At 74.1% G+C, this 20,278-nt stretch carries 11 protein-coding genes and 1 pseudogene; 7 read left to right on the top strand and 5 right to left on the bottom strand.

Annotation, left to right across the window (positions count from 1 at the left end; translation table 11 throughout):
- The first annotated feature begins 341 nt into the window (after positions 1-341).
- Positions 342-746 (top strand): helix-turn-helix domain-containing protein, encoded by a 405-nt coding sequence (locus IE182_RS00360; RefSeq protein ID WP_229844478.1) that lies wholly within the window; start codon positions 342-344, stop codon positions 744-746.
- Here IE182_RS00360 and IE182_RS00355 read toward each other — a convergent pair.
- Together IE182_RS00355 and IE182_RS00350 are read right to left on the bottom strand one after the other, a co-directional pair.
- Entirely contained in the window at positions 732-1,535 is an 804-nt protein-coding gene (locus IE182_RS00355; protein ID WP_190107537.1) for a hypothetical protein, read from the bottom strand. The genes IE182_RS00360 and IE182_RS00355 overlap by 15 nt on opposite strands.
- Before the next feature lie 106 nt (positions 1,536-1,641).
- Positions 1,642-2,247 (bottom strand): TetR/AcrR family transcriptional regulator, encoded by a 606-nt coding sequence (locus IE182_RS00350; RefSeq protein WP_190107536.1) that lies wholly within the window; start codon positions 2,245-2,247, stop codon positions 1,642-1,644.
- 96 nt (positions 2,248-2,343) lie between these two features.
- On the opposite strand from IE182_RS00350, the gene IE182_RS00345 reads away from it, so the two are divergent.
- On the top strand, positions 2,344-2,922 hold the full coding sequence (locus IE182_RS00345) for a pyridoxamine 5'-phosphate oxidase family protein (protein WP_190107535.1): 579 nt from the start codon (positions 2,344-2,346) through the stop codon (positions 2,920-2,922).
- On the opposite strand, the gene IE182_RS00340 is transcribed toward IE182_RS00345, so the two are convergent.
- On the bottom strand, positions 2,912-4,066 hold the full coding sequence (locus IE182_RS00340; RefSeq protein WP_190107534.1) for a methyltransferase: 1,155 nt from the start codon (positions 4,064-4,066) through the stop codon (positions 2,912-2,914). The two genes, IE182_RS00345 and IE182_RS00340, sit on opposite strands and share 11 nt — an antisense overlap.
- A 210-nt stretch (positions 4,067-4,276) precedes the next feature.
- On the opposite strand from IE182_RS00340, the gene IE182_RS00335 reads away from it, so the two are divergent.
- From IE182_RS00335 to glgX, 5 genes are read left to right on the top strand one after another with little or no spacing between them, the layout of a single operon-like run.
- Positions 4,277-5,347, top strand: coding sequence for a gluconate 2-dehydrogenase subunit 3 family protein (locus IE182_RS00335; protein ID WP_190107533.1), 1,071 nt, complete (start codon positions 4,277-4,279; stop codon positions 5,345-5,347).
- A gap of 9 nt (positions 5,348-5,356) precedes the next feature.
- A complete protein-coding gene (locus IE182_RS00330) occupies positions 5,357-7,171 on the top strand; it encodes a GMC oxidoreductase (protein ID WP_190107532.1) in 1,815 nt (604 codons plus the stop codon).
- Positions 7,171-8,301 carry a cupin domain-containing protein gene (locus tag IE182_RS00325; RefSeq protein ID WP_190107531.1) on the top strand — a complete coding sequence of 377 codons (1,131 nt, stop codon included), beginning with the start codon at positions 7,171-7,173 and terminating at the stop codon, positions 8,299-8,301. The genes IE182_RS00330 and IE182_RS00325 overlap by 1 nt, the downstream gene beginning before the upstream one ends.
- 9 nt (positions 8,302-8,310) lie before the next feature.
- Entirely contained in the window at positions 8,311-9,564 is a 1,254-nt protein-coding gene (locus tag IE182_RS00320) for a cupin domain-containing protein (RefSeq protein WP_190107530.1), read from the top strand.
- Between the two features lie 17 nt (positions 9,565-9,581).
- Positions 9,582-11,648, top strand: coding sequence for a glycogen debranching protein GlgX (glgX, locus tag IE182_RS00315; RefSeq protein WP_190107529.1), 2,067 nt, complete (start codon positions 9,582-9,584; stop codon positions 11,646-11,648).
- A 27-nt stretch (positions 11,649-11,675) separates the two neighbouring features.
- Here the strand turns inward: glgX and IE182_RS00310 are convergent.
- Together IE182_RS00310 and IE182_RS00305 are read right to left on the bottom strand one after the other, a co-directional pair.
- Positions 11,676-12,461, bottom strand: a pseudogene (locus IE182_RS00310) (class I SAM-dependent methyltransferase); the annotation flags it as partial.
- 22 nt (positions 12,462-12,483) lie between these two features.
- Positions 12,484-20,232 carry a type I polyketide synthase gene (locus tag IE182_RS00305; RefSeq protein ID WP_190107527.1) on the bottom strand — a complete coding sequence of 2,583 codons (7,749 nt, stop codon included), beginning with the start codon at positions 20,230-20,232 and terminating at the stop codon, positions 12,484-12,486.
- Positions 20,233-20,278: the final 46 nt, after the last annotated feature.

Here is a 20,278-nt window from a genome sequence, read left to right as displayed (position 1 = left end):
AGGGAGGCGGGCGCCGGAATGCGGGAGGTGCCGGGCCGCCGGGGAGAGGTGACGGGGACGGACCCGGCATGACCGAAGAAACGGGCATGCCCATGCCAACCCGTTGGACCGTTCCCCTGGGCCCGTGGGACTGAGAGCGTTCGAATCGTAGGGGGAGGACGGGGGGTTGGCCAGACGTCGCGCCGTGGCTCCACCGGAGGGAACACCCGCGATCTGACCGAAAACCACCGCCGGTTGAGTATCCCCAGGTCACCACGGAGGAAGCGATCCCTCCCACGGGCGGAACGCGACCCTTTCCGCCCGACATGGTTTTTAGCTAGGGCTAAAGGTGGCATGCTGCCATGCAAGGACGCACGAACCTGACGGACCTGACGACTGCACAGCTGGTGGGGGTAGACATGGCCTGGCGACGAGAGACCGCAGAGGGTGGCCGGGCGGCGGACCAGGCGGGGGCCCGGCTCGCGCGTCAGGCGACGGCATCGCTCGCCGGACTGCTCGCCGAACGGGGCATGACCCGCAAGGACTTGGCCGAGTGCATGGGTGTCTCCCCCGGCCGGGTCAGCCAGATCCTCTCCGGCGGCGAGAACCTCACCCTGCGGTCGCTGGCCGCCGTCGCGGAGTCCCTCGACGCCCGGGTGGAGATCAGCTTCTACGACCCTTCGGACGGCCGCGAGCCCTACGCGCCGGACACCGTCCGCCCGGAGACCGCGCCGATCACACCCCTCGCGCCGTCACCGCACTGCTGAGACGCCGGCCGCGCCCGGGACGCCCTCCGCTTCGGCGTGGGCCAGGTGCCTGCGCCGGAGTTCGAGGATCTTCCCGCCGTCGCTGCGCCTGCCGTGGGCGTGCTCCAGCTCCAGCAGGTGCCTGAGGTACTGCTCGGCCTCGCCGAACGCCCGTCGCACCAGGCGCACTTCCTCGCGGTAGGGCGCACGGCCCTGCTGCTGGCACGCCTTCTCCACCTTCGTCTCGGCGGTGAACCCCTTCTGCGCCGCCGCCCGGACCTCCTTGTGGCGCTCGTTGATCTCCCGCTTCACGGCGGCGCGGGAACGGCTCGTCCGGCCGGGCACGTCGACGCGCATCAGCAGATGCCGCCGCACGTCGCCCGCGAAGGAGTCGATCTCCCAGCAGTCCCTGAAGCCGCCGGCCATCCGCTCGCACCAGTCGGCCCGGTCGGCCCGCAGGCGCAGCGCCAGTTGGTGGAGCAGCAGGGAGTTGCCGAGGGTGAGCACCGCCATCGCGGCCCGGCCGCCGGTCTGCTCCCCCCTGCCCCGGGAGATGATGCCCCAGCCCGTCGCGACGCCCACCGCCGTCGGGGGCACGCTGGGCGTCAGGGGCAGCAGCAGGCCGCTGGCCAGGGCCGCCGTGCCGGAGGTCCACAGCACGACGCACAGCCCCAGCAGCGCCGAGCGCACGGTGCCCAGCAGCCGGCCGTCCTCCTTGTAGCGGAAGACCAGGCACACCCAGGTCACGGGCGCGCAGACGAGGGCGGGCAGGACCCACTCGGAGACGATGGACGCCTGGTCCAGTGCCACATCCGCTCCCAGCTTCCACACCCTGCCCACTGCGACCAAATGATGTTCCCACCACGGCGGTTACGGCGTGCAACGATCCGGCCAAGCCGTGGTGGTGCCGAACGATTCAGGCCAGGTCGCGGCGGAGCAGGGCGTCGATGACGGAGTCGAGGTAGGGGGACCGGTCCGCGCCGTGCGGCAGCGCCCCGGGCACCGCGTGGGCCAGCTGGACGTGGCCGAGGAAGGCGGAGTAGGCGAGCAGGGCGCGGCGGCGGGCCTCGTCCGGCGGGAAGCCGAGCTCGGCGAAGAGGCCGGCGAGGTAGCCGACCCTGCGCTGTGTCACCCGCTGCAGCGCGGCGGCGACCTGGGGGTGGGTGGACGTGGCCAGCAGGGCGAGCTCGATGGGGTCCCGGGCGGCCGACGCGGTGGTGTCGGTGAACAGCCTGCGCAGCCGCCGCAGGGCGTCGGGCTCGGTGGCGAGGGCGGTGATCACGTCCTCGGTGCAGGCGTCCTCCCAGCTGCCGAGGGCGGCCTCGACGAGCGCCTCGCGGCCCGTGAAGTGCCAGTAGAAGCTGCCTTTGGTGGCGCCCAGCCGGGCGGCGAGGGGTTCGACCGCGACGGCGGCGAGGCCGCCTTCGCCGATGGCGGTGAGGGCGGCGTCCGCCCAGTCCCGTGCGCTCAGCCGGCGGCGTCCGCCGCCGTCCCGGGGGTTGCCTTCTCGCCGCTGCGCCATGACCGTACGCTACCGTACGGTGAACATACGCCGGCGTATGGAAGCACCAGGTTTCGGATCACGCACCACCGTTCACCCACGACGAATGGATGCCGCATGAGCACCGATCTCCCGCTGCCCGCCGAGGACTTCGCCCCGTCCGGGCCCGCCGGGCCCCCTGCCGAGTCACTGTTCGCGGCCGCCCTGCGCCTCGCGCGGGCGAACCCGTACGGCTTCCTCACCACCTACGACGGCCTGCGCCCCCACACCCGCCTGGTCGAGCACCTGGGCGTCGGCGAGGACGGCTCGCTCCACATCGGTACGAGCCCGCGCTCGCGCAAGGCGGCCGACGTCGCGCGGCAGCCGCGGGTCACCTACGCCGTCGAGGACCGCGGGGCCGCCGCCTATGCCGTCCTCGAAGCGGAGGCCCACGTGGAGGACGGGCTGCAGGAACGTCTCGCCCACTGGAAGGACGATTTCCGGGCGTTCTTCCCCGACGGCCCGGAGGGGGACGACTACGTCGTCCTGCGGCTGTGTCCGGACCGCATCGAGCTGATGGACTTCACCCATCAGGTCCACCCCGCGCCCTTCGGCCTGGTGCCGGCGGTCATCGAGCGGGATGCCGCCGGCTGGCGGCGGGTGCCGGCCGCCCGCCGGGCCGGGCCGCCCGGCGGGGGCGGGCGGCTCAGCGCTTGACGGCCCGCAGGACGACGAACTTCGGGTCGCCGGCGACGACCTCGCAGTTGCCGAAGATCCGGCGCAGCTTCACGTGGTAGCCGAGGTGGCGGTTGCCGACGACCCACAGTTCGCCGCCCGGCCGGAGGGCCGTGCGGGACCCGGTGAACATGCGCCAGGCCGTGGCGTCCGTCGTCGCCTGGTGGGTGTGGAAGGGCGGGTTGTTGAGCACGAGGTCCACCGACTCCGCGGGGACGGTCGCCATGCCGTCGCCCACCAGGAACTCCCCCGCGGCGTCGGGCCCGGCGTTCGCCCGGAAGGTGGCCTCGGCGGAGGCCACCGCCTGGTACGACTCGTCGATGAAGACGACCTCGGCCCCGGGGCGGGCCAGGGCCGCGGCCGTGCCGACGATGCCGTTGCCGCAGCCCAGGTCGACGATGCGCGCGGGCCCGCGGCCCTGCGGGAGGTGGGAGAGGAAGAAGCGGGTGCCGATGTCCAGGCGCTCGGCGCAGAAGGTGCCCGCGTGGTTGGTGACCGTCCGCCCGGACATGACGCCGATCCCGCCGGGCAGCGCGTAGCGGTGCGGCCAGGGGCTGGCGGTCCGCCGGAGGGCCGGGTCGGGCGTGCAGAAGATCAGCCGGGCCTTCTTCACGGCCAGCGAGGTGCGGGTCGGCCCGAGGATGCGCTCGAACAGCCTGAGCGTCGAGGTGTGGATCTCGGTGACCCGGCCGGTGCCGACGACGACGGTGCCCTCGTGGACGGCCGGGGCGAGGCGGTGCAGCTGGTCCTCCAGCAGCGCCAGGCTCTTGGGCACCCGGATCAGCAGCACGTCGACGCGGTCCGGGGGCGCCTGCCGGGTCGACAGCATCCGCACGGCACCGGCCGCGTGGCCGTTGCGCGCCAGGTTGGCGCGGGTCGCCTCCCCGGTGAGGAAGGAGTCGGTGATCTGCACGGGCCGGTGCGCGGCGAGCGCGGTGGTCAGCGCTCCCCACCGGTCCCCCACCACGACCACGGTGCCCGACAGGTCCACCGGCTCGCCGTCGGTTCCGTGCAGGTGCCGCAGCAGGTATTCGTCGGCGGCGTCCCAGGCGCGCAGCGTGTCGCGGGGGTCCTCGGGGAAGCGGGCGAGTGCGAGCTCGCCCCAGGGCGTCGTGAAGCGGTTCATCGTGCCTTCAGGCTATCCGAGCCCCCGGCGCACCGGTGAATCAGCAGACCCTCGCATTCCGTGGAACACGGTGGAACACAGGGGAAGCGCCGTTTCCGGGGGCCGTGGACAAAGCCAGGTGGCGGGAATACTTTCATTGACGGCCCCGCAGAGATGACTTCAGATCGTTCGGCAGATCATTCGGCGCGCGGGGCCGCCGGGGGGAATTCAGTGAAGGTCGAGATCATCGAAAGGGACGATCAATACGTCCTGAACCACTGTACGAAATACCTCGCACGGGACACCTCTGATCCGCGCCACGACTTCGGCCAGTACGGGCCCGGCGATCCCCGGGCGGCACTCTGCGAGGCGTGGCGGTTCCCGGTCGTCGACACGCACTGGGACGGGGTGTCCGCCGAGAGCTCGTACCCCTTCAACGACGTCACCTTCGTGCACGACGGCCGGGCCGCGGCGCCCGCCGTCGTGACCGTCACCGGCACCTTCGGCCCGCTGCACGCGCCCGTGCCGCTGCGGCCCCTGCTGTTCGCGGGCGAGCCCACCGGTTTCTTCGCGGTCACCGTGCGGGTGCCCAAGGGGCAGGTGCACACCTACAAGCTCGGGGTCGACGGCGCGTACGTCGTGGATCCCGTCAATCCGCAGCGCACCGTCCTCGACAACGGCGAGACGTGGTCGCGCTTCTTCACCGACGCGTGCGCCGTGCCGCTCGTGCTGGGCCGGGCCGAGCGCGAGCTGCTGGGCCGGCTCGTCGCCCATCTGCTGCCGTTCCGGCTGGAGGAGAACCGCCGGTTCATCCGCGGCGTGTACGAATCCCTGGACCGGGCCGCGCGCAACGAGGAATTCCCGCTCGCCTATCAGCTCGACGACGAGGTGGGAACGGTCAATTACATCGACAAGCTGCTGGCCCGCCAGGAGCAGCACAACGCCGACGACTACCGCACGTGTCTGCGCATCATCGGCGACCTGTTGCGGGCCCGCTCCGGCGGCCTTGACCCGGCGACGGTACCGCCCGAGATGTACGCCGACCTGTACGCGCAGATGGAGACCGAGCGGGTCGAGGGCTGGGACCACGGCCGCTACGGCAGCCCACGCCACTTCCTGCTGCTCCTGCGCCGGCACGCCATGACCGGGGCGTTCGCCCACCCCCGGCACGGCGGCAACGCGGGGGCCGCGGGCTGGATGTACCTGGAGAACCGCTTCCGTGACGGCCGGGGGGACACGCTCTTCGACTGGCGGCGCGCGCTGGAGTCACCGCTGGGGAACAACACCGACTACCGCGGCTAGGGGGCGGCCATGGCGGAAGGTACACCTCCGCAGGAGCCTGCGGACATCGTCGTCATCGGCAGCGGGGCGGGCGGAGCGCCGGTGGCGCACACGCTCGTGCGGGCCGGGCACCGGGTGGTGATGCTGGAGAAGGGGCCGCTGCTGCGCACCCAGGCGCAGAGCCCGCAGGGGCTGAGCGACTTCAAGCGGGACGAGTCGTTCGCCACCGGCGCCGAGAAGCGCATCACGGTGCCGGGCGTCGCCAACACGGGCGAGGCGTACTTCTCCAGTCACGTCGAGCCCGACCTGAACGACGAGCCGCACGTGTACCGCGACGGCGACGGCGCCGACCGCGTCACCATCGAGGGCTACACCGCCCAGGTGGTGGGCGGCGGCACCCAGCTCTACGGCGGGGTCTCGCCCCGCTTCACCCCCGACGACCTGCGGCTGCGCAGCTTCAACGAGGGCCGCGGCGACCTGCGGGCGGACCCGGGCGGCGACGTGCTGCGCGAGGCCCGCGACTGGCCGGTCGACTACGCGGCCCTGGAGCCGTACTACACCAGGGCGGAGGAGCTCATCGGGATCAACGGCACCTGGGAGGGGCAGGCGAAGACGCCGTCGGCCGACCGCTACCAGCCGCCGCTGGCGCCGAACCCGATCAGCGCGTACGCGGCCGCCGGCATGGACGCACTGGGCATGCGCCGCTACCGCACCCCGCTCGCCGTGATCACCCGTGACCACGCGCCGAGCGGGCGCACGGTGCCCCGGGACCCCGAGAGCATCAAGACGGCGTTCGTCAACCGCTACGGGGATCCGCTGGGCCTGAAGTCGAACACGTGGGTCTCGCTGCTGGCCCCGCTGCGGGGCGGCGCCGGCCGCGGCGGCTTCGAGCTGCGCGCCAACTGCACGGTCACCCACCTGGAGGCCGACGGCGCGCGGGTGGCCCGGGTCCACTACCGCGACCCCGCCGGGCGGCCCCGCGTCCTGGCCGCGCGGACCGTCGTCGTGGCCTGCTCGGCGATCGAGTCGGTGCGGCTGCTGCGGCTGTCCGCGCTGCTCGATGCGGCCTTCGAGCGCCGCATCAACGGCAACGGGCTCCTGGGCGCGTACTTCCTGACCCACTGCTTCGGCGGTGCGCAGTGCGTGGTGCCGGAGCGGGCCGACAAGTCCCGGACGCTGGACTCCGACTGGGCCACCGACCACTGCGCCCGCGCCGAGTGGATCCGCGAGCAGGGCCTGTGGGCCGGCGGCGTCATCTACAACAACACCTCCGACGGCGCCCTGCCCCTGTCCCTCGCCCGCACCTGGCACGCGATGGACATGGACAGCATCTGGAAGGGCTACCTCTACGACACGTCACTGGTCGGCGACGGCTTCGAGGACTATCTGGAGCAGAGCTTCGGCCGCCGGCTGTCGGTCGCCTTCATGGCCAACCAGGTGCCCCAGCGCACCAACCGGATCGAGCTGCACCCCACGGTGAAGGACAAGTGGGGCCGCCCCGCCGCCCACATCCTCAAGACCTGGCACGGCCACGACCGGGCGCTGATGGACACCCTCGCCGAGCAGTGCCGGCGCATCCTGGCCGGCGGCGGGCGCACCGGTGACCTCAGCTCGGGCTCCGTCGGCCACTCGGTGGTGCGGATCGCCAACCACGTCCTGGGCGGGGCACGCTTCGGCACCGACCCGGCGGACTCGGTGCTCGACGCGGACTGCCGGGCCTGGAACTTCGACAACCTCTACGTCACCGACGGGTCGTTCATGCCGACGTCCGGCAGCGCCAACCCCACGCTGACCATCGAGGCGAACGCGTTCCGTGTCGCCGACACGCTGCTCGGGAGGGTCTGATGGACACCCGGTTCGACGACGTCTTCACCCATCCCGAGAACGAGATCTTCCGGGTGGTGTTCTTCCCCGACCGCATCTACCACGCCCGCTACCTGAGCGCGACCCGTTCCTCGCGCTACCGCTACTACGTCTCCGAAGTGCGCAGCAGCGCGGACGGCACCGCCGTCAAGGGCGACGTGTTCCTGGGCGGCACGAAGCTGTGCCCGGTGCTGCGCATCGAGTACGCGGGCATCCGTCTGGTCGAGCAGGCCCGGGAGTTCGGGCGCCGGCTCGGGCCGCGCGTGCGGGCCTGGGTCCGCCTCACGGGGGACGATCCGCAAGCGAGCGCCGAGGCCGTCGTCACCCTGCACTGGGACCCGGTCATCGGCGCGTACGCGGCGGAGCTGTGGGGGACGCTGGAGCCGCCCGCCGGCTCCGCCCACGACCACCGGGTGCTGCCGCTGATGGGCCGCGACGCGCCCATCACGCGGGTGCCGCAGCTGTCGCCGCTGCTCGGATCCGTCCGCACGGTGCTGCTGGCCTTCCGCGAGGACGGCGTGCTGCACCCCACCGGCCAGACGCTGGGCGAACCGCAGTGGGACAACGACTACCTCCGCTCCCACCAGGAGCCGCGCACCCAGGAGCCCAGTTCGCCGCAGAACACGATCGCGGACCGGAACTACCTGCTGGACTTCCAGCGCGGCTACTTCGTCCCCGACGCGGCGGAGGTCCTGCCGGTCAGCTACCGCAACGCGATGACCGATCCGGACAATCCGGAACGCTTCGAGGAGAACGTGATCCAGATGCGCTGGCTCTTCCAGCGCGAACTCGGCAGCGACCTGGTCTTCTTCCACGAGGTGACGGTGCCGCCCGGCACCGTCGAGGGCACCCACCGCCACATCGGCTCCGAGGAGCTCTACTACATCGTCTCCGGGACCGGCATCGCCTACATGGGCGACGGCGACGACCCGGCCACCGACTCCTACCCGCTGGTCGACCGGCAGGTCTTCGGCGTGGGCACGGTCAAATGCCGGGAACTGCCCGTCAAGCCGGGCAGCGTCATCTTCACCAAGAGCGGCGGGGTGCACGGCATCCGCAACCCCCACACCGAGCCGCTGAAGTTCGTCGCCTTCCTCTACCACACCACGTGAGGCGGTCCGATGCCCGAGATCGTGCACGGTGACGCGGTCTTCCGCGTCGATCCGGGGAAGCCCCCGGACTACGCCACCGACAACCCGCTGCTGAAGCTCCTCGGCCTGGTGGAACGCTCCCGGCTCGCCGCCGAGCGGGAGCACTACGACTCCCTCTCGCTGCAGTACCTCTACCCGCACCGGTGGCTGGAGCTGTACGGGCCGAGCGGGAGCGACGCCGACCAGCTCGATCCCGAGCGGCAGGACGTCAAGACCGACTTCCAGAAGCAGAACGTGCGCGACTTCCGCCTGGCCGACACCAGGGCCGTGCGCGGCTGGGCCACGGCCGGCGACCGGCGGGCCCCGTTCCTGCAGCTCGCCTACCGCGGCGGCCCCGACTCGGCACTGTGGCGGGCGGCCGGCGGCCTCGGCGACACCATCGGCTGCACCGTCTCCGTGCGGGGCGACGCCCCGGTGACGCTGCGCGCGCCCTACGACGAGGAGAGCGACTTCTACACCGTCGAGCTGTGGGGCCACGACGGCAACGGACTGCGCGAGCTGCTCGGCGAGCGCGGCCGCGCCGCCCTGGACCTCGGGCTGCTGCAGCCGCGCCCCGACCTCGTCCCCGGCGGCTCCGGGGACTTCGCCCGCGACGCCCTCACCGAGCGCGACCTGCGCGAGGTCTCCCCCCGGCACGCCCTGCACCCCGTCCTGCCCCTCCACCTCGACGTGCGCTGGACCGCGGACGCCGGCGGCGCCGGTGCGGCCGACCCCGCCCAGGGCACGGTCCGCCTGGGCTTCGAGATGCGCATCCGCGGCTGGGACGCCTACCTGAGCGTGGGCACGAGCCCCACCCCGCACGGCGGCGTGGGCTTCCTGGAGTACCGCACCCTCTTCAGCGAGTACGGCCGCTGGGCGGGCAGCGGCGACCTCACCCGCGCCCTGGAGCCGTACAACCTCGACGCCTTCGGCGCCAAGGGCCACCGCAGCGGCGACGGCGAACCCTTCCTGGCCGTGACCTACATGGACCTGCACGTCCTCGACCCCGCCTGCGGCATCGGCCTGCACCGGCACCGGGACAACCAGGAAGTCTTCCTGATGCTGGAGGGCGACGGCCTGATGGTGATCGGCGACTGGGCCGACTCCGGGACCCGCACCCGCTCGTTCGAGATCCGGCGCCTGCCCGCCGGCCACCTCGCGCTGCTCAAGGGCGGCAACCTGCACGGCCTGCTGAACCCGGCCGACCAGCGCGCCTCGCTCTTCATGTTCGGCGGCTACGACTGAGCCAGGAGGATGCGGAGATGACCGACACCCGGCCCGGCGACCCCCACCGCCTGGGCGCGACCTGGGACGGACAGGGCACCAACTTCGCCGTCTGCTCGTCGGCCGGCGCCCACGGCGGCGACGTCACGCTGTGCCTGCTGGACGACGACGGGCGCGAGAGCAGGCTGCCGATGACCGCCGACTGCGACGTCTGGCACGCCTACGTGCCCGGCGTCGGCCCCGGGCAGCACTACGGCTTCAGGGCCTCGGGCCCCTACGAGCCCCACCGCGGCCTGCTGTTCTCCCCCGGCACGCTGCTGCTCGACCCCTACGCCCGTGTCATGCGGCCGCTGGGCCCGCGCCGGGCCGCCTGTCTGGTCGCCGACCCCGCCTTCGACTGGGGCGCCGACCGCCGGCCCGGCACCCACTGGTCGCGGACGGTGCTGTACGAGACCCACGTCAAGGGCATCAGCGCCACACACCCCGGCGTGCCCCCCGCGCTGCGCGGCACCTACGCCGGGCTGGCGCACCCCGCGGTCGTCGGCCACCTGACGGACCTGGGCGTCACCGCCGTCGAACTGCTGCCCGTGCACCAGCACTTCTCCGAACCGTCCGTGCTGGAGCGGGGCCTGACCAACTACTGGGGCTACTCGACCATCGGCTTCTTCGCCCCGCACGCCGGCTACAGCGCCTCGGGCGACGCCGGAGGCCAGGTCACGGAGTTCAAGGCGATGGTCGCCGCCCTGCACGCGGCCGGCATCGAAGTCATCCTCGACGTCGTCTACAACCACACCGCGGAGGGCGGACCCACGGACCCGGCGCTGAGCTTCCGCGGCCTGGGCAACGACCTCTACTACCGGCTCGACCCGGCCGACCGCTCCCGCTACGTCGACACCACCGGCACCCGCAACACCCTCGACGCCGGCCGCCCCGAGGTGCTGCGGCTGATCCTGGACTCGCTGCGCCACTGGGTGACGGAGATGCACGTAGACGGCTTCCGCTTCGACCTGGCCGCCACCCTCGCCCGGCAGTACGGGTACGTGGACCGGCTCGCCGCCTTCTTCCAGCTCCTCTACCAGGACCCCGTCCTGAACAGGACCAAGCTCATCGCCGAGCCCTGGGACGTCGGCGCCCCCGACAGCTACCAGGTCGGCCGCTTCCCGGCCGGCTGGGCGGAGTGGAACGACCGCTGCCGCGACACCCTGCGCGACTTCTGGCGGGGCCGGCCCGTCGTGGGCGACCTGGCCCGCAGGATCGCCGGCTCCGCCGACCTCTACGCCGCCGACCGGCGCGGGCCCGACGCCTCCGTCAACTTCGTGACCTGCCACGACGGCAAGACCCTCACCGACCTGGTGACGTACGAGCGCAAGTACAACCGGGCCAACGGCGAGGACGACCGCGACGGCACCGACGACGACCGCGCCGCCAACCACGGCGTGGAGGGGCCCACCGACGACCCCGCGGTCACCGCCCTGCGGGAGCGCCAGCGCCGCAACATGCTCGCCACCCTCCTGCTCGCCCAAGGCGTGACCATGCTCAGCGGCGGCGACGAGATCGGGCGCACCCAGCGCGGCAACAACAACGCCTACTGCCAGGACAACGCCCTCAGCTGGTACGACTGGAGCGCCGCGCGGCCGGAGCCCCTCGCCTTCGTGCGCCGCGTCGTGGCCCTGCAGCGCGCGCACCCGGCGCTGCGCCGCCGCTCGTTCCTGACCGGCCGGGGCAGGCCGGGCGCGCCGCCCGACGTCGCCTGGTTCGACCGTGAGGGCCGGCCGATGACGACCGGGCGCTGGGAGGACCGGGGCACGCGTTTCCTGGGCTTCCTGCTGGCCGGGGACGGGGTGGACCCGGTGACCCCCGAGGGCGCCCCGCAGTGCGACGACGACCTCCTCGTCCTGCTCAACGCTGATGCGGAGCCGGCGGAGTTCACCGTGCCCGGGCGGGCGGGCGCGGTGTACCGCCTCGTCCTGGACACCGCGGCCGCGGACGGCGCCCCGGCCGGGGGCGGCGTGCTGACGGCGGGCGGGCGCTGCACGGTGGCGCCGCACACGGTTCTGGTCGCGGCCGCGCCCCTGCCGGGGGCGGCCGGTCCGCCGGCCGCCTGAGCGCACGGCGGACGCTCCGTGCGCTGCCTACCGCCGGAAGGTGAGGCGCAGCAGGCTCATGCAGCCGAGCTCGAACAGCCGCACCGAGGCGCGCAGGTACTGCTCGTACTCCGTGACGGTCGCGTCGCCGGCGAGGGCGACGGCCCGGTCGCGGGCGGCCAGCAGCCGCTGCAGCCAGCACTGGCAGGTGCGGGCGTAGTCGTCGTGGTCGTTGCGCATCCGGACGCAGGTGAGGAGGTCCGCGCTGGCCTCGTGGATCTCGGCCAGGGTGGGGAGCTGGGAGCCGGGGAGGAGGGTGAGGGCCATGCGCAGGGCGTCCCGGGCCTCGCCCGGGCCGTCCGCGGGGTAGCCGAGGGCGATCGTCTGGAGGGTGAGCAGGCCGCCGGGGCGCAGCCAGGAGCGGCACCGGGAGAAGAAGGCCCGGTAGCCGGCGACCTTCTCGTCCCGCGACAGCCGCAGGCCGGCGACGTGTTCGAACGCCCCGATGCACAGGATCGCGTCGTAGGGCGCGTCCGGCCGGTGGGCGGTCCAGTCCTCCAGCCGTACCTCGCAGCGGGGGCCGGCCCGGGCGCGGGCCCGGGCGGCCTGCTGCGGGCTGCGGGTGAGGCCCACGGCGTGCCGGACGCCGTGGGCGGCGGTCAGTCGCCGGAGGGTGCCGCCCCACCCGCAGCCCAGGTCCAGCACCCGGCCGGCGGAGCCCGCCGCCGCCTGGGCGACGTGGTGGTCGATCTTGCGGAGCTGGGCCTGCCGGAGACTGTCCCCGTCGGCCCACAGGGCGCAGGAGTACGTCATCGTCGAGTCGAGCCACAGGGCGTAGAAGGCGTCGGGGGGACGCTCACCGGGGCGCGTGGCCCTCTCCTTTCTCCGTGCCGTCGGAGGACGCCCCGGACGGCGCCCCGGGTGGCCGGGGTTCGGCTCGCGGTGGCGGGATTCGGGCCGGCTCGCCGGACCCGGTGCCTGCCGCGAGGCCGAGCCGCAGGTGGATGATGCGGGCGATGTCGGCGATCGTGCCGTCGCTGCGGAGCAGCTCCATCGGGGGGATGTCGACGTCGTACTGCTGCCTGAGCGAGGCCAGCATCTCGGTGGCCATGAGGGAGTCGACGCCGTAGGTGTCGATCCGGCGGTGGCGGTCGATCTGTTCCAGCGGCAGTTCCGCGACGTCGGCGAGCCCCTGGGCGAGGGAGTCGGCGATGTACTTCTCGGACTCCTCCGGTGCCATGGCGGCGAGCTTGGCGAGGATCTCGTCACGGGTGACGGCCGGGCCGCCGCCGAGTGCGGGGATCAGGGCGGCGAAGCGCGGTGCGCCCAGGGCCGGCAGGAGGGAGCCCAGGGAGCGCCACTGGTAGCGGCCGGTCCCGGCGACGTCCCTGCCGCCGGTGAGGAATTCGTCCACGACCTCGAACGCCTCGTGGGGCCGGACCGGTTCGATGCCGGCCTGGGACAGGGTGTCCTGGAGGTTGTTGCGGGCCACGTAGCCCGTTTCCCCGACCGCGCCGAGGGCGAGGGTCGTGGCGGGCAGGCCGTCCCGGCGGCGCTTGCGGGCGAGGGCCTCCAGGTAGAGGTTTCCGGCCACGTAGCTGGACTGGGCGAGGTGGCCGACGGCGGCGGTGATCGAGGAGTAGGCGAGGAAGAGGTCGAGGGGCCGGCCGCGGGAGAGGGCGTCGAGCGCCGCTCCGCCGGCCATCTTGGGGGCGAGCCCGGACCGGAAGCGCTCGTCGGAGAGCCTGGTGAGGAAGGCGTCGTCGAGGTGCATGGCGGAGTGGACGATGCCGCGCAGGGGGTGTCCGTCCGCCTCGGCCTCCTCGGCGATGCGCCGCAGCGCGTCGGCGTCGCAGACGTCGGCGGCGTACGCCCGGGCCACCGTCCCCCGGGCGGCGAGGTCGGCCAGCAGGCCGGGCGCCTCGGGCGAGGCGGCGCCGCGGCGGCCGGCCAGGGCGAGGCGGCCGGCGCCCCGGGAGGCGAGCCAGCGGGCGGTGGCCGCGCCGAAGCCGCTCAGTCCGCCGGTGACGAGGTAGGTGCCGGGGCCGTCGAAGCGGGCCGGCCGCACGGCGCGTTCGACCGACGGGGGTTCGTCTAGGGGGTCGAAGGCCACCACGACCTTGCCGATGTGCCGGGAGTGCTGCATGAGCCGGAACGCCTCGGTGACGCGTGCGGCGGGGTGGACGCTGTGCAGCAGCGGCCGGTAGCGGCCGCACCGCACCAGCGCGGCGACCTCGGCGAACTGCTCCTTGGCCAGGTCGGGGTCGTGGAGCAGCTGGACGAGGTCGACGCCGAAGAAGGCGATGTTCTTGGCGAACGGCCGCAGGCGCAGCGGCTTGTCCTCGTGGATGTCGCGCTTGCCCAGCTCGACGAAGCGGCCGCCGGGCCGCAGGGTCTCCAGGCCGCGCTGGATGGCCTCGCCGGCCAGGGAGTTCAGGACGACGTCGACCCCCCGGCCGCCGGTGAGCTCACGGACGTCCTCGGCGAAGCGCAGCGAGCGGGAGTCGAGGACGTGCTCGACCCCGAGCATGCGGAGGAGGTCGCGTTTGACGCCGCTGCCGGCCGTGGCGACGACCCGGGCGCCGCGGCGGCGGGCGAACTGCAGCGCGGCGAGCCCCACGCCGCCGGCCCCGCCGTGCACGAGGACCGTCTCGCCGGCGGCGAGCCGGGCGAGGTGCCCCAGCGCGTAGTGGACCGTCAGGAAGACCACCGGCAGGGTGGCCGCCTCGGTGAACGTCATCCGCTCCGGCATCCTGGCGAGGGCGTGCTCGGTGGTGACGGCGTGGGAGGCGAAGGTACCGGGCGCCACGCCGAAGACGCGGTCCCCGGGGGCGACGGAGGTGACGCCGTCGCCGACCGCCTCGACGGTCCCGGCGCACTCCATGCCGGGGCCCGGCTGCCGGGCGAGGCGCTGTGCCCCGTCGGCGGGCGGGACGAGGCCCATCGTCCGCATCACGTCGAGGTAGTTCAGCGCGGCGGCGCGCACGGCGACGACCACCTGGCCGGGGCCGGGCTCGTCCGGAGGGTCGGTCTCGGTCCAGGCCAGCCGGTACGACAGCCCCGGGTCGCGTACCTCCAGGGCGTAGGCGGGCACTTCGTGGGCGGGGGCGGTGCCCTGGGGGACCTCGGTCACGTCGACCGCCCGGGGGACGAAACGGCCGCGGGCCGTGAGGACGATCTCGTCCTCCTCGCCCGCGTCGAGCAGTTCGCGGACGAGTCGGCGGGCGTTGTCGGCCGGGTCGTCGCCGGCACCGTCGGCCGTGTCGTCGAGGGAGACGCGGCGCACGGCCAGTTCGGGATGTTCGTTGGCCAGGGTGCGGGCAAGGCCCCAGACGGCGGCGTCGGCGGGGGCCGCGGGGCGTTCGGGGGCGGGCAGGGCGCCGCTGGGGCGGGTCACCAGCCACAGGTCCGGTCCGCTGCCGCCGGCCGGTCCTGTGCAGGTGGCCGCGAGCGCCCGCAGGACCGCGGCGCGGCGGGTGGTGAGGTCGAGCAGTGCCTCCGGTGCGGGGCCGGGTTCTCCCGTGCGGTCCAGGAGGAGGACGACGGAGACGGCGGACCCGTCGCCGGGGAGGGTACGGGCCCAGTCCTCGGGGGTGGTGGGGGCGGCGGGGACGCGTACGACGCTCCCGCCTGCGCTCTCCAGTTCCCGGGCCACCGCCCCGGGCAGGTCCCCGCAGGCGGTGCTCTCCCCCGCCACGACCCACGTGGTGGTGCGGTCGCAGGCGGGCGGGGCGGCGGGGGCCGTGGGGCGGGCCGGGGCGGCGGCCAGCAGGACGGAGCCGTGGGGCCGGGTGCCGCGGCGCTCGTCGCCGGTGCGGACGACGTCGGTGAAGCCGCACGCGCGCAGCAGCTCCGGCCAGCGGGCGGCCGGCAGCAGCAGGGTGTCGGGGCGCAGGTCGCGGTCGGTGTGGCTCCAGAAGCTCTCCAGGGCGCCGAAGAACACCGCGAGGCTCTCGGGGTCGTGCTGCTCGATGACCAGGAGCTGCCCGCCGGGGGCCAGCAGGCGGCCCACCCGGGTCAGGGAGCGGTGCAGGTCCTTGGCGGTGTGGAGGGCGTTGGAGGCCACGATCAGGTCGAAGGAGGCGTCGGCCAGGCCCTGTTCGGCGGGGTCGGTGTCCAGGTCGTAGGTGCGGTAGGTGACGAAGTCGTGGGCGGAGAAACGCTTCTCGGCGCGGCCGAGGAAGAAGGGGGAGACGTCGGAGAAGACGTAGTGGGTGCGCTCCGGCGGCAGCAGCGGCAGCAGGGCGGCGGCGGTGCCGCCCGTGCCGGCGCCGACCTCCAGGACGCGCAGGGGGCGGTCGGCGGGCCAGTGCCGCAGCATCTCCGTCAAAAGCGCCTGCGCCATGCGGTTGTGGAAGCGTGACCAGGGGGCGATGTCGAAGAACTGCTCCATCAGGTCGGCGCCGCCCTCGGCGAGGATCTCCAGCGGGTCCCGGGTCCCCCGCAGCACGTCCCCCAGTCGTTGCCCGTGGCTCACCACCAGGGATGCCTCGGTGACGTAGGCGGGGTGGTCGCGCAGGAAGCGGGCCGCCGCCTCCTGTGAGGTCGACGCGCGCTCGGTCAGCCGCCAGGTGTCGTCCTCCCCGCGCTTGGCGAGGCCCTGGCGTTCGAGCATGGGCAGCAGCATCCGGTAGAGCCGGAGCAGGTGCGGGGCGGTGTCCGGGCCGGTGATCTGCCCGACGGTGAAGGGCGCCGCGGGATCGGCCAGGAAGCCGGTGAGGAGCTCGGCGAAGCCGAGCCCGAGGATGTGCTTGTGGAGGCGCTGCACCTGCTCGTAGTGGAGCGGTCGCCAGGCCGTGCGCAGGGCGTCGAGGTGCGGCTGGGCTGCGGCCAGGATGCCGGCCGGCGGGGGCAGCGGCGAGCGGGCGGCGGGCAGGTCCGTGCGGGGCCGGGCCCGCAGGACGTCGGCCTGGCGGGTCAGCGGTGTGGTGCGCAGGCCGGGGAAGCGCCGCAGCCTGCAGCCCTCCAGCTCGGCCACGACGGTGCCGTCCTCGTCGGTGACGGTGACGTCCCAGCAGATCTCCGTGCGGCTGCGGCAGCGTTCGCGGAGGTGGAACAGGCCCCGGTCCGGGGGTTGTTGCCAAAGGCGCAGGGCGTCGACGGCACCGGGCAGGAACGACTGCCCGCGCCGCAGGGCGTCGGCCATGAGCGGGAGTCCGCTCTGGAGGGCGCCGTCCAGCACGGCCGGGTGGGCTTCGTAGGCGTCGGACGGCGCCTCGTGCCGGTAGGCGGCGAGGACTTCGCCGTCGCCCACGTGCAGGCTGCGCAGGGTCCGGAAGGCCGGCCCGTAGTCGAGTCCGGCCGCCGCCGCGCTCGCGTAGAGCTCCTCGGGTTCCATGTGGCCGGCGCACCGGGCGCGGACGGCCGCGACGTCGAGCGGGGCGGGCCGGGGTCGCAGCAGCCGGCGCACCCGGCCTCGGGCGTGGTGCACCGGCTCCCCCACACGGCCGGTGGCGCTGGTGATGGTGACGGCGCCGTCGTCCGGCGCCAGGTTCAGGTGGAGGTGGACGGCTGCCGGGTTCTGCCAGGGGACGGGCAGGGCGCGTGTGATCTCCAGGTGTTCCAGCTCCGCCCGGGCGCCCAGCGCCCGCCGGCCCGCGGCCAGGGCCATCTCCGCGTAGCCGGTGGCGGGCAGCACCACCGAGCCGGCGACCCGGTGGTCGGCCAGCCAGGGCACGAGCACGGGCTCGACGGCGCCGCGCCACGCCGGCTCGTACAGCGGCAGCCGGTCGCCGAGCAGGGGGTGGTCCACGCCCTCGTCGTGGAAGGTTCCCGACCAGGCGCCGCGGGAGCCGTTCCAGTGCCGCTGCCGCTGCCAGGGGTAGGCGGGCAGGTCCACGACGCGGCCGGGGACGGGGAAGGGGACGGCCCACTCCAGGCCGGCGCCGGCCGCGGCCAGCGCGGCCACGGCGGTGTGCAGCGCCGCCGGTCCGTCCTCGTTCCTGACGAGGGTCGGTACGACGGCCACGGGCGCACTGCTCTTCTCCGTCAGCCGGCGCAGGTAGGGCCGCAGGATGGGGTGCGGGCCGACGTCGACGAACACGTCGTACCCCTTGCCGAGCAGGTACTGCACCGCCGGTGCGAAGAGCACGGGTTCGCGGACGTTGCGCCACCAGTAGGCGGCGTCCAGTTCGGGCCCCTCCACGGTGGCGGCGGTGACGGCGGAGACCATGGGGATGCGGGTGGGGGCGGGGCGCAGTCCTTGGAGCGCTGCCGTCAGCGGGCGCTCGACGGGGTTCATGGCCGGGCTGTGGAAGGCGTAGTCGACGTCGAGGAGGGTGCAGGCGACGCCCTGGGCCGCGAGCTCGTCCCGGAGCGCGGCCAGTTGGCTCTCGGGCCCCGAGACCGTGACGTCGCGGCCGGTGTTCACGCACGCGATCGTGACGTCGGGGTGGATTTCGAGCAGTTTCTCCGCCCGGTCCCGCGGCAGGGACACGGCGGCCATGCGCCCGGCGCCCGCCGTGGCGGCCTGGGCGCGCCCGCGCGCGGCGATGACCCGGGCGGCCTCGGCCAGGGTGAGCGCACCCGCCACGTAGGCCGCCGCGATCTCGCCGACGCTGTGCCCGACGACGGCGGCCGGCTCGACGCCCCGGTGCCTGAGCACCTCGGTCAGGGCCACCTGGACGGTGAACAGCAGGGGCTGGGAGATCTCGGTGGCGGCCATGCGCGTGGCGAGCGCGGGGTCGGTCAGGGCTTCGGCCACCGACCAGCCGGTGCGGGGGGCCAGCAGGGCGTCGACGGTCCGGACGGCCTCCCGGAAGACGGGGTCCCGGGCGAGGAGGTCCGCTCCCATGCCGGCCCACTGGGAGCCGTTGCCGGAGAACGCGAAGACGATGCGGCCGTGGGTGACGCCGTGCCCCAGGGCCGTGCCGTCGGCGACGGCGGACGCCTCGTCCTCGGCGGCGGGCGCCGCGACCTCGGCAGCGGCCGGCGCCGCACCGGCTTCGTCGGCGGTCGTCGCGGGCGCATCCGCGGCCTGCGGTGCTGTGGGGTCGTCGGGTGGGGCCTCGGGTCCGGGGGGTGCCAGTCGGCCCGCGAGGCGGGTGAGCCGGGCCGCGGCCTCGGCGGGGCCGGTGGCGAGCACCGCGGCCCGGTGCGGGTGGCGGCCGCGCCGCAGGCAGGAGGTGTACGCCAGGTCGTAGAACTCCTCGTCGGCGGCGTTCTCCAGGCGGGCGGCCGTGCGCCGGACTGCTTCGGCGAGCGCCTCCCGGGAGCGTGCCGAGACGACGACGGGGCGGTGCGCCTCCTGCGGCGGGGCGACGGTCCGGGCGGGCGCCGGCGGGGGCGCCGCGAGGATCACATGGGCGTTGGCCCCTCCGAAGCCGAAGGAGTTGACCCCGACCACGCCCCGGGCGCCGTCGGGGGCGGTCCGGTGTTCCACCGCGGGTGCGAGGCGCAGGGCGGCGAAGTCGACGTGCGGGCTGGGCGGCAGGGCGTGCAGGGTCGGCGGGATGACGCCGTGCCGCAGCACGAGCAGCCCCTTCAGGAGCCCGGCCATGCCCGATGCGGGCTCCAGGTGCCCGAGGTTGGACTTGACCGAGCCGATCGGGAGGTCGCCCCGGGTGCGGCGGCTGCCCAGGGCCCGGCCGATGGCCTCGCACTCGACGGGGTCGCCGACCGGGGTGCCGGTGCCGTGCGCCTCCAGGTAGGCGAGGTCGTCGGGGGCGATGCCGCACCGGTCGTAGAGCCGGCGCAGCAGGCCCTCCTGGGCCTCCGCCCGGGGCAGGGCCAGGCCCGGGGTCCGCCCGTCGCTGTTGGACGCGCTGCCGACGATCACGCCGTGGACGCGGTCGCCGTCGGCCAGCGCGTCGGCCAGGCGCTTCAGCAGGACCATGCCGCCGCCCTCGGCGCGCACGTAGCCGTCGGCTCCGGCCGAGAACGACCGGCACCTGCCGGTCGGGGAGAGCATCGACGCCTGGGAGAAGCCCACGAAGTGATAGGGGCTCAGCAGCAGGTTGACCCCGCCGACGAACGCGGCGCGCCCGGCGCCCGCCAGCAGGAGCTGGCAGCCCTGGACGAGCGCCACGAGCGAGGAGGAACAGGCCGTGTCGACGGCCAGGCTCGGGCCGCGCAGGTCGAAGGCGTGCGAGATGCGGTTGGCGGCGATCGAGGAGGCGGCCCCGGACATCGTGTAGGCGTTGACGGTCTCGGTCATGAGCAGCTGCAGCGCGCCGTAGGAGTGGTCGGAAATGCCCACGAGGACGGCCGTGTCCGAGCCGGCCAGCCGTGCCGGGGCGATGCCCGCGTCGTCGCACGCCTCGGCCGCCAGCTCCAGCAGCAGCCGCTGCTGCGGGTCCATCTGGGCGGCCTCCTTGGGCGAGATGCCGAAGTAGTCCGCGTCGAAGCCGGCGATGTCGTCGAGGAAGCCGCCGGCGTCGGTGTAGCTCTTGCCCGGGCGCGGCGTCGACGGGTCCACGAACCGGGTGGCGTCGAAGCGGTCGGCCGGCACGTTCGTGATGACGTCGCGGCCCTCGTCCAGGGCCTGCCAGAGCCCGGCGAGGTCCGTGATGCCCCCGGGGAGGCGGCAGGACGCACCCACCACCGCGATCAGGCCGTCGTCGGGAACCGTGCCGTAGGAGACCGTGCCGTATCCGTCAACGCCCATGGTTTCTCAGCCCTTTCCGGGAACCAATCGATCGCGACGCGGCGCT

Source organism: Streptomyces cinnamoneus, from assembly GCF_014650495.1.
Taxonomy (GTDB): Bacteria; Actinomycetota; Actinomycetes; order Streptomycetales; family Streptomycetaceae; genus Streptomyces; species Streptomyces cinnamoneus.
Note: the sequence above shows the minus strand (reverse complement) of the source record. Positions and strands in the feature narration are given on the sequence as shown.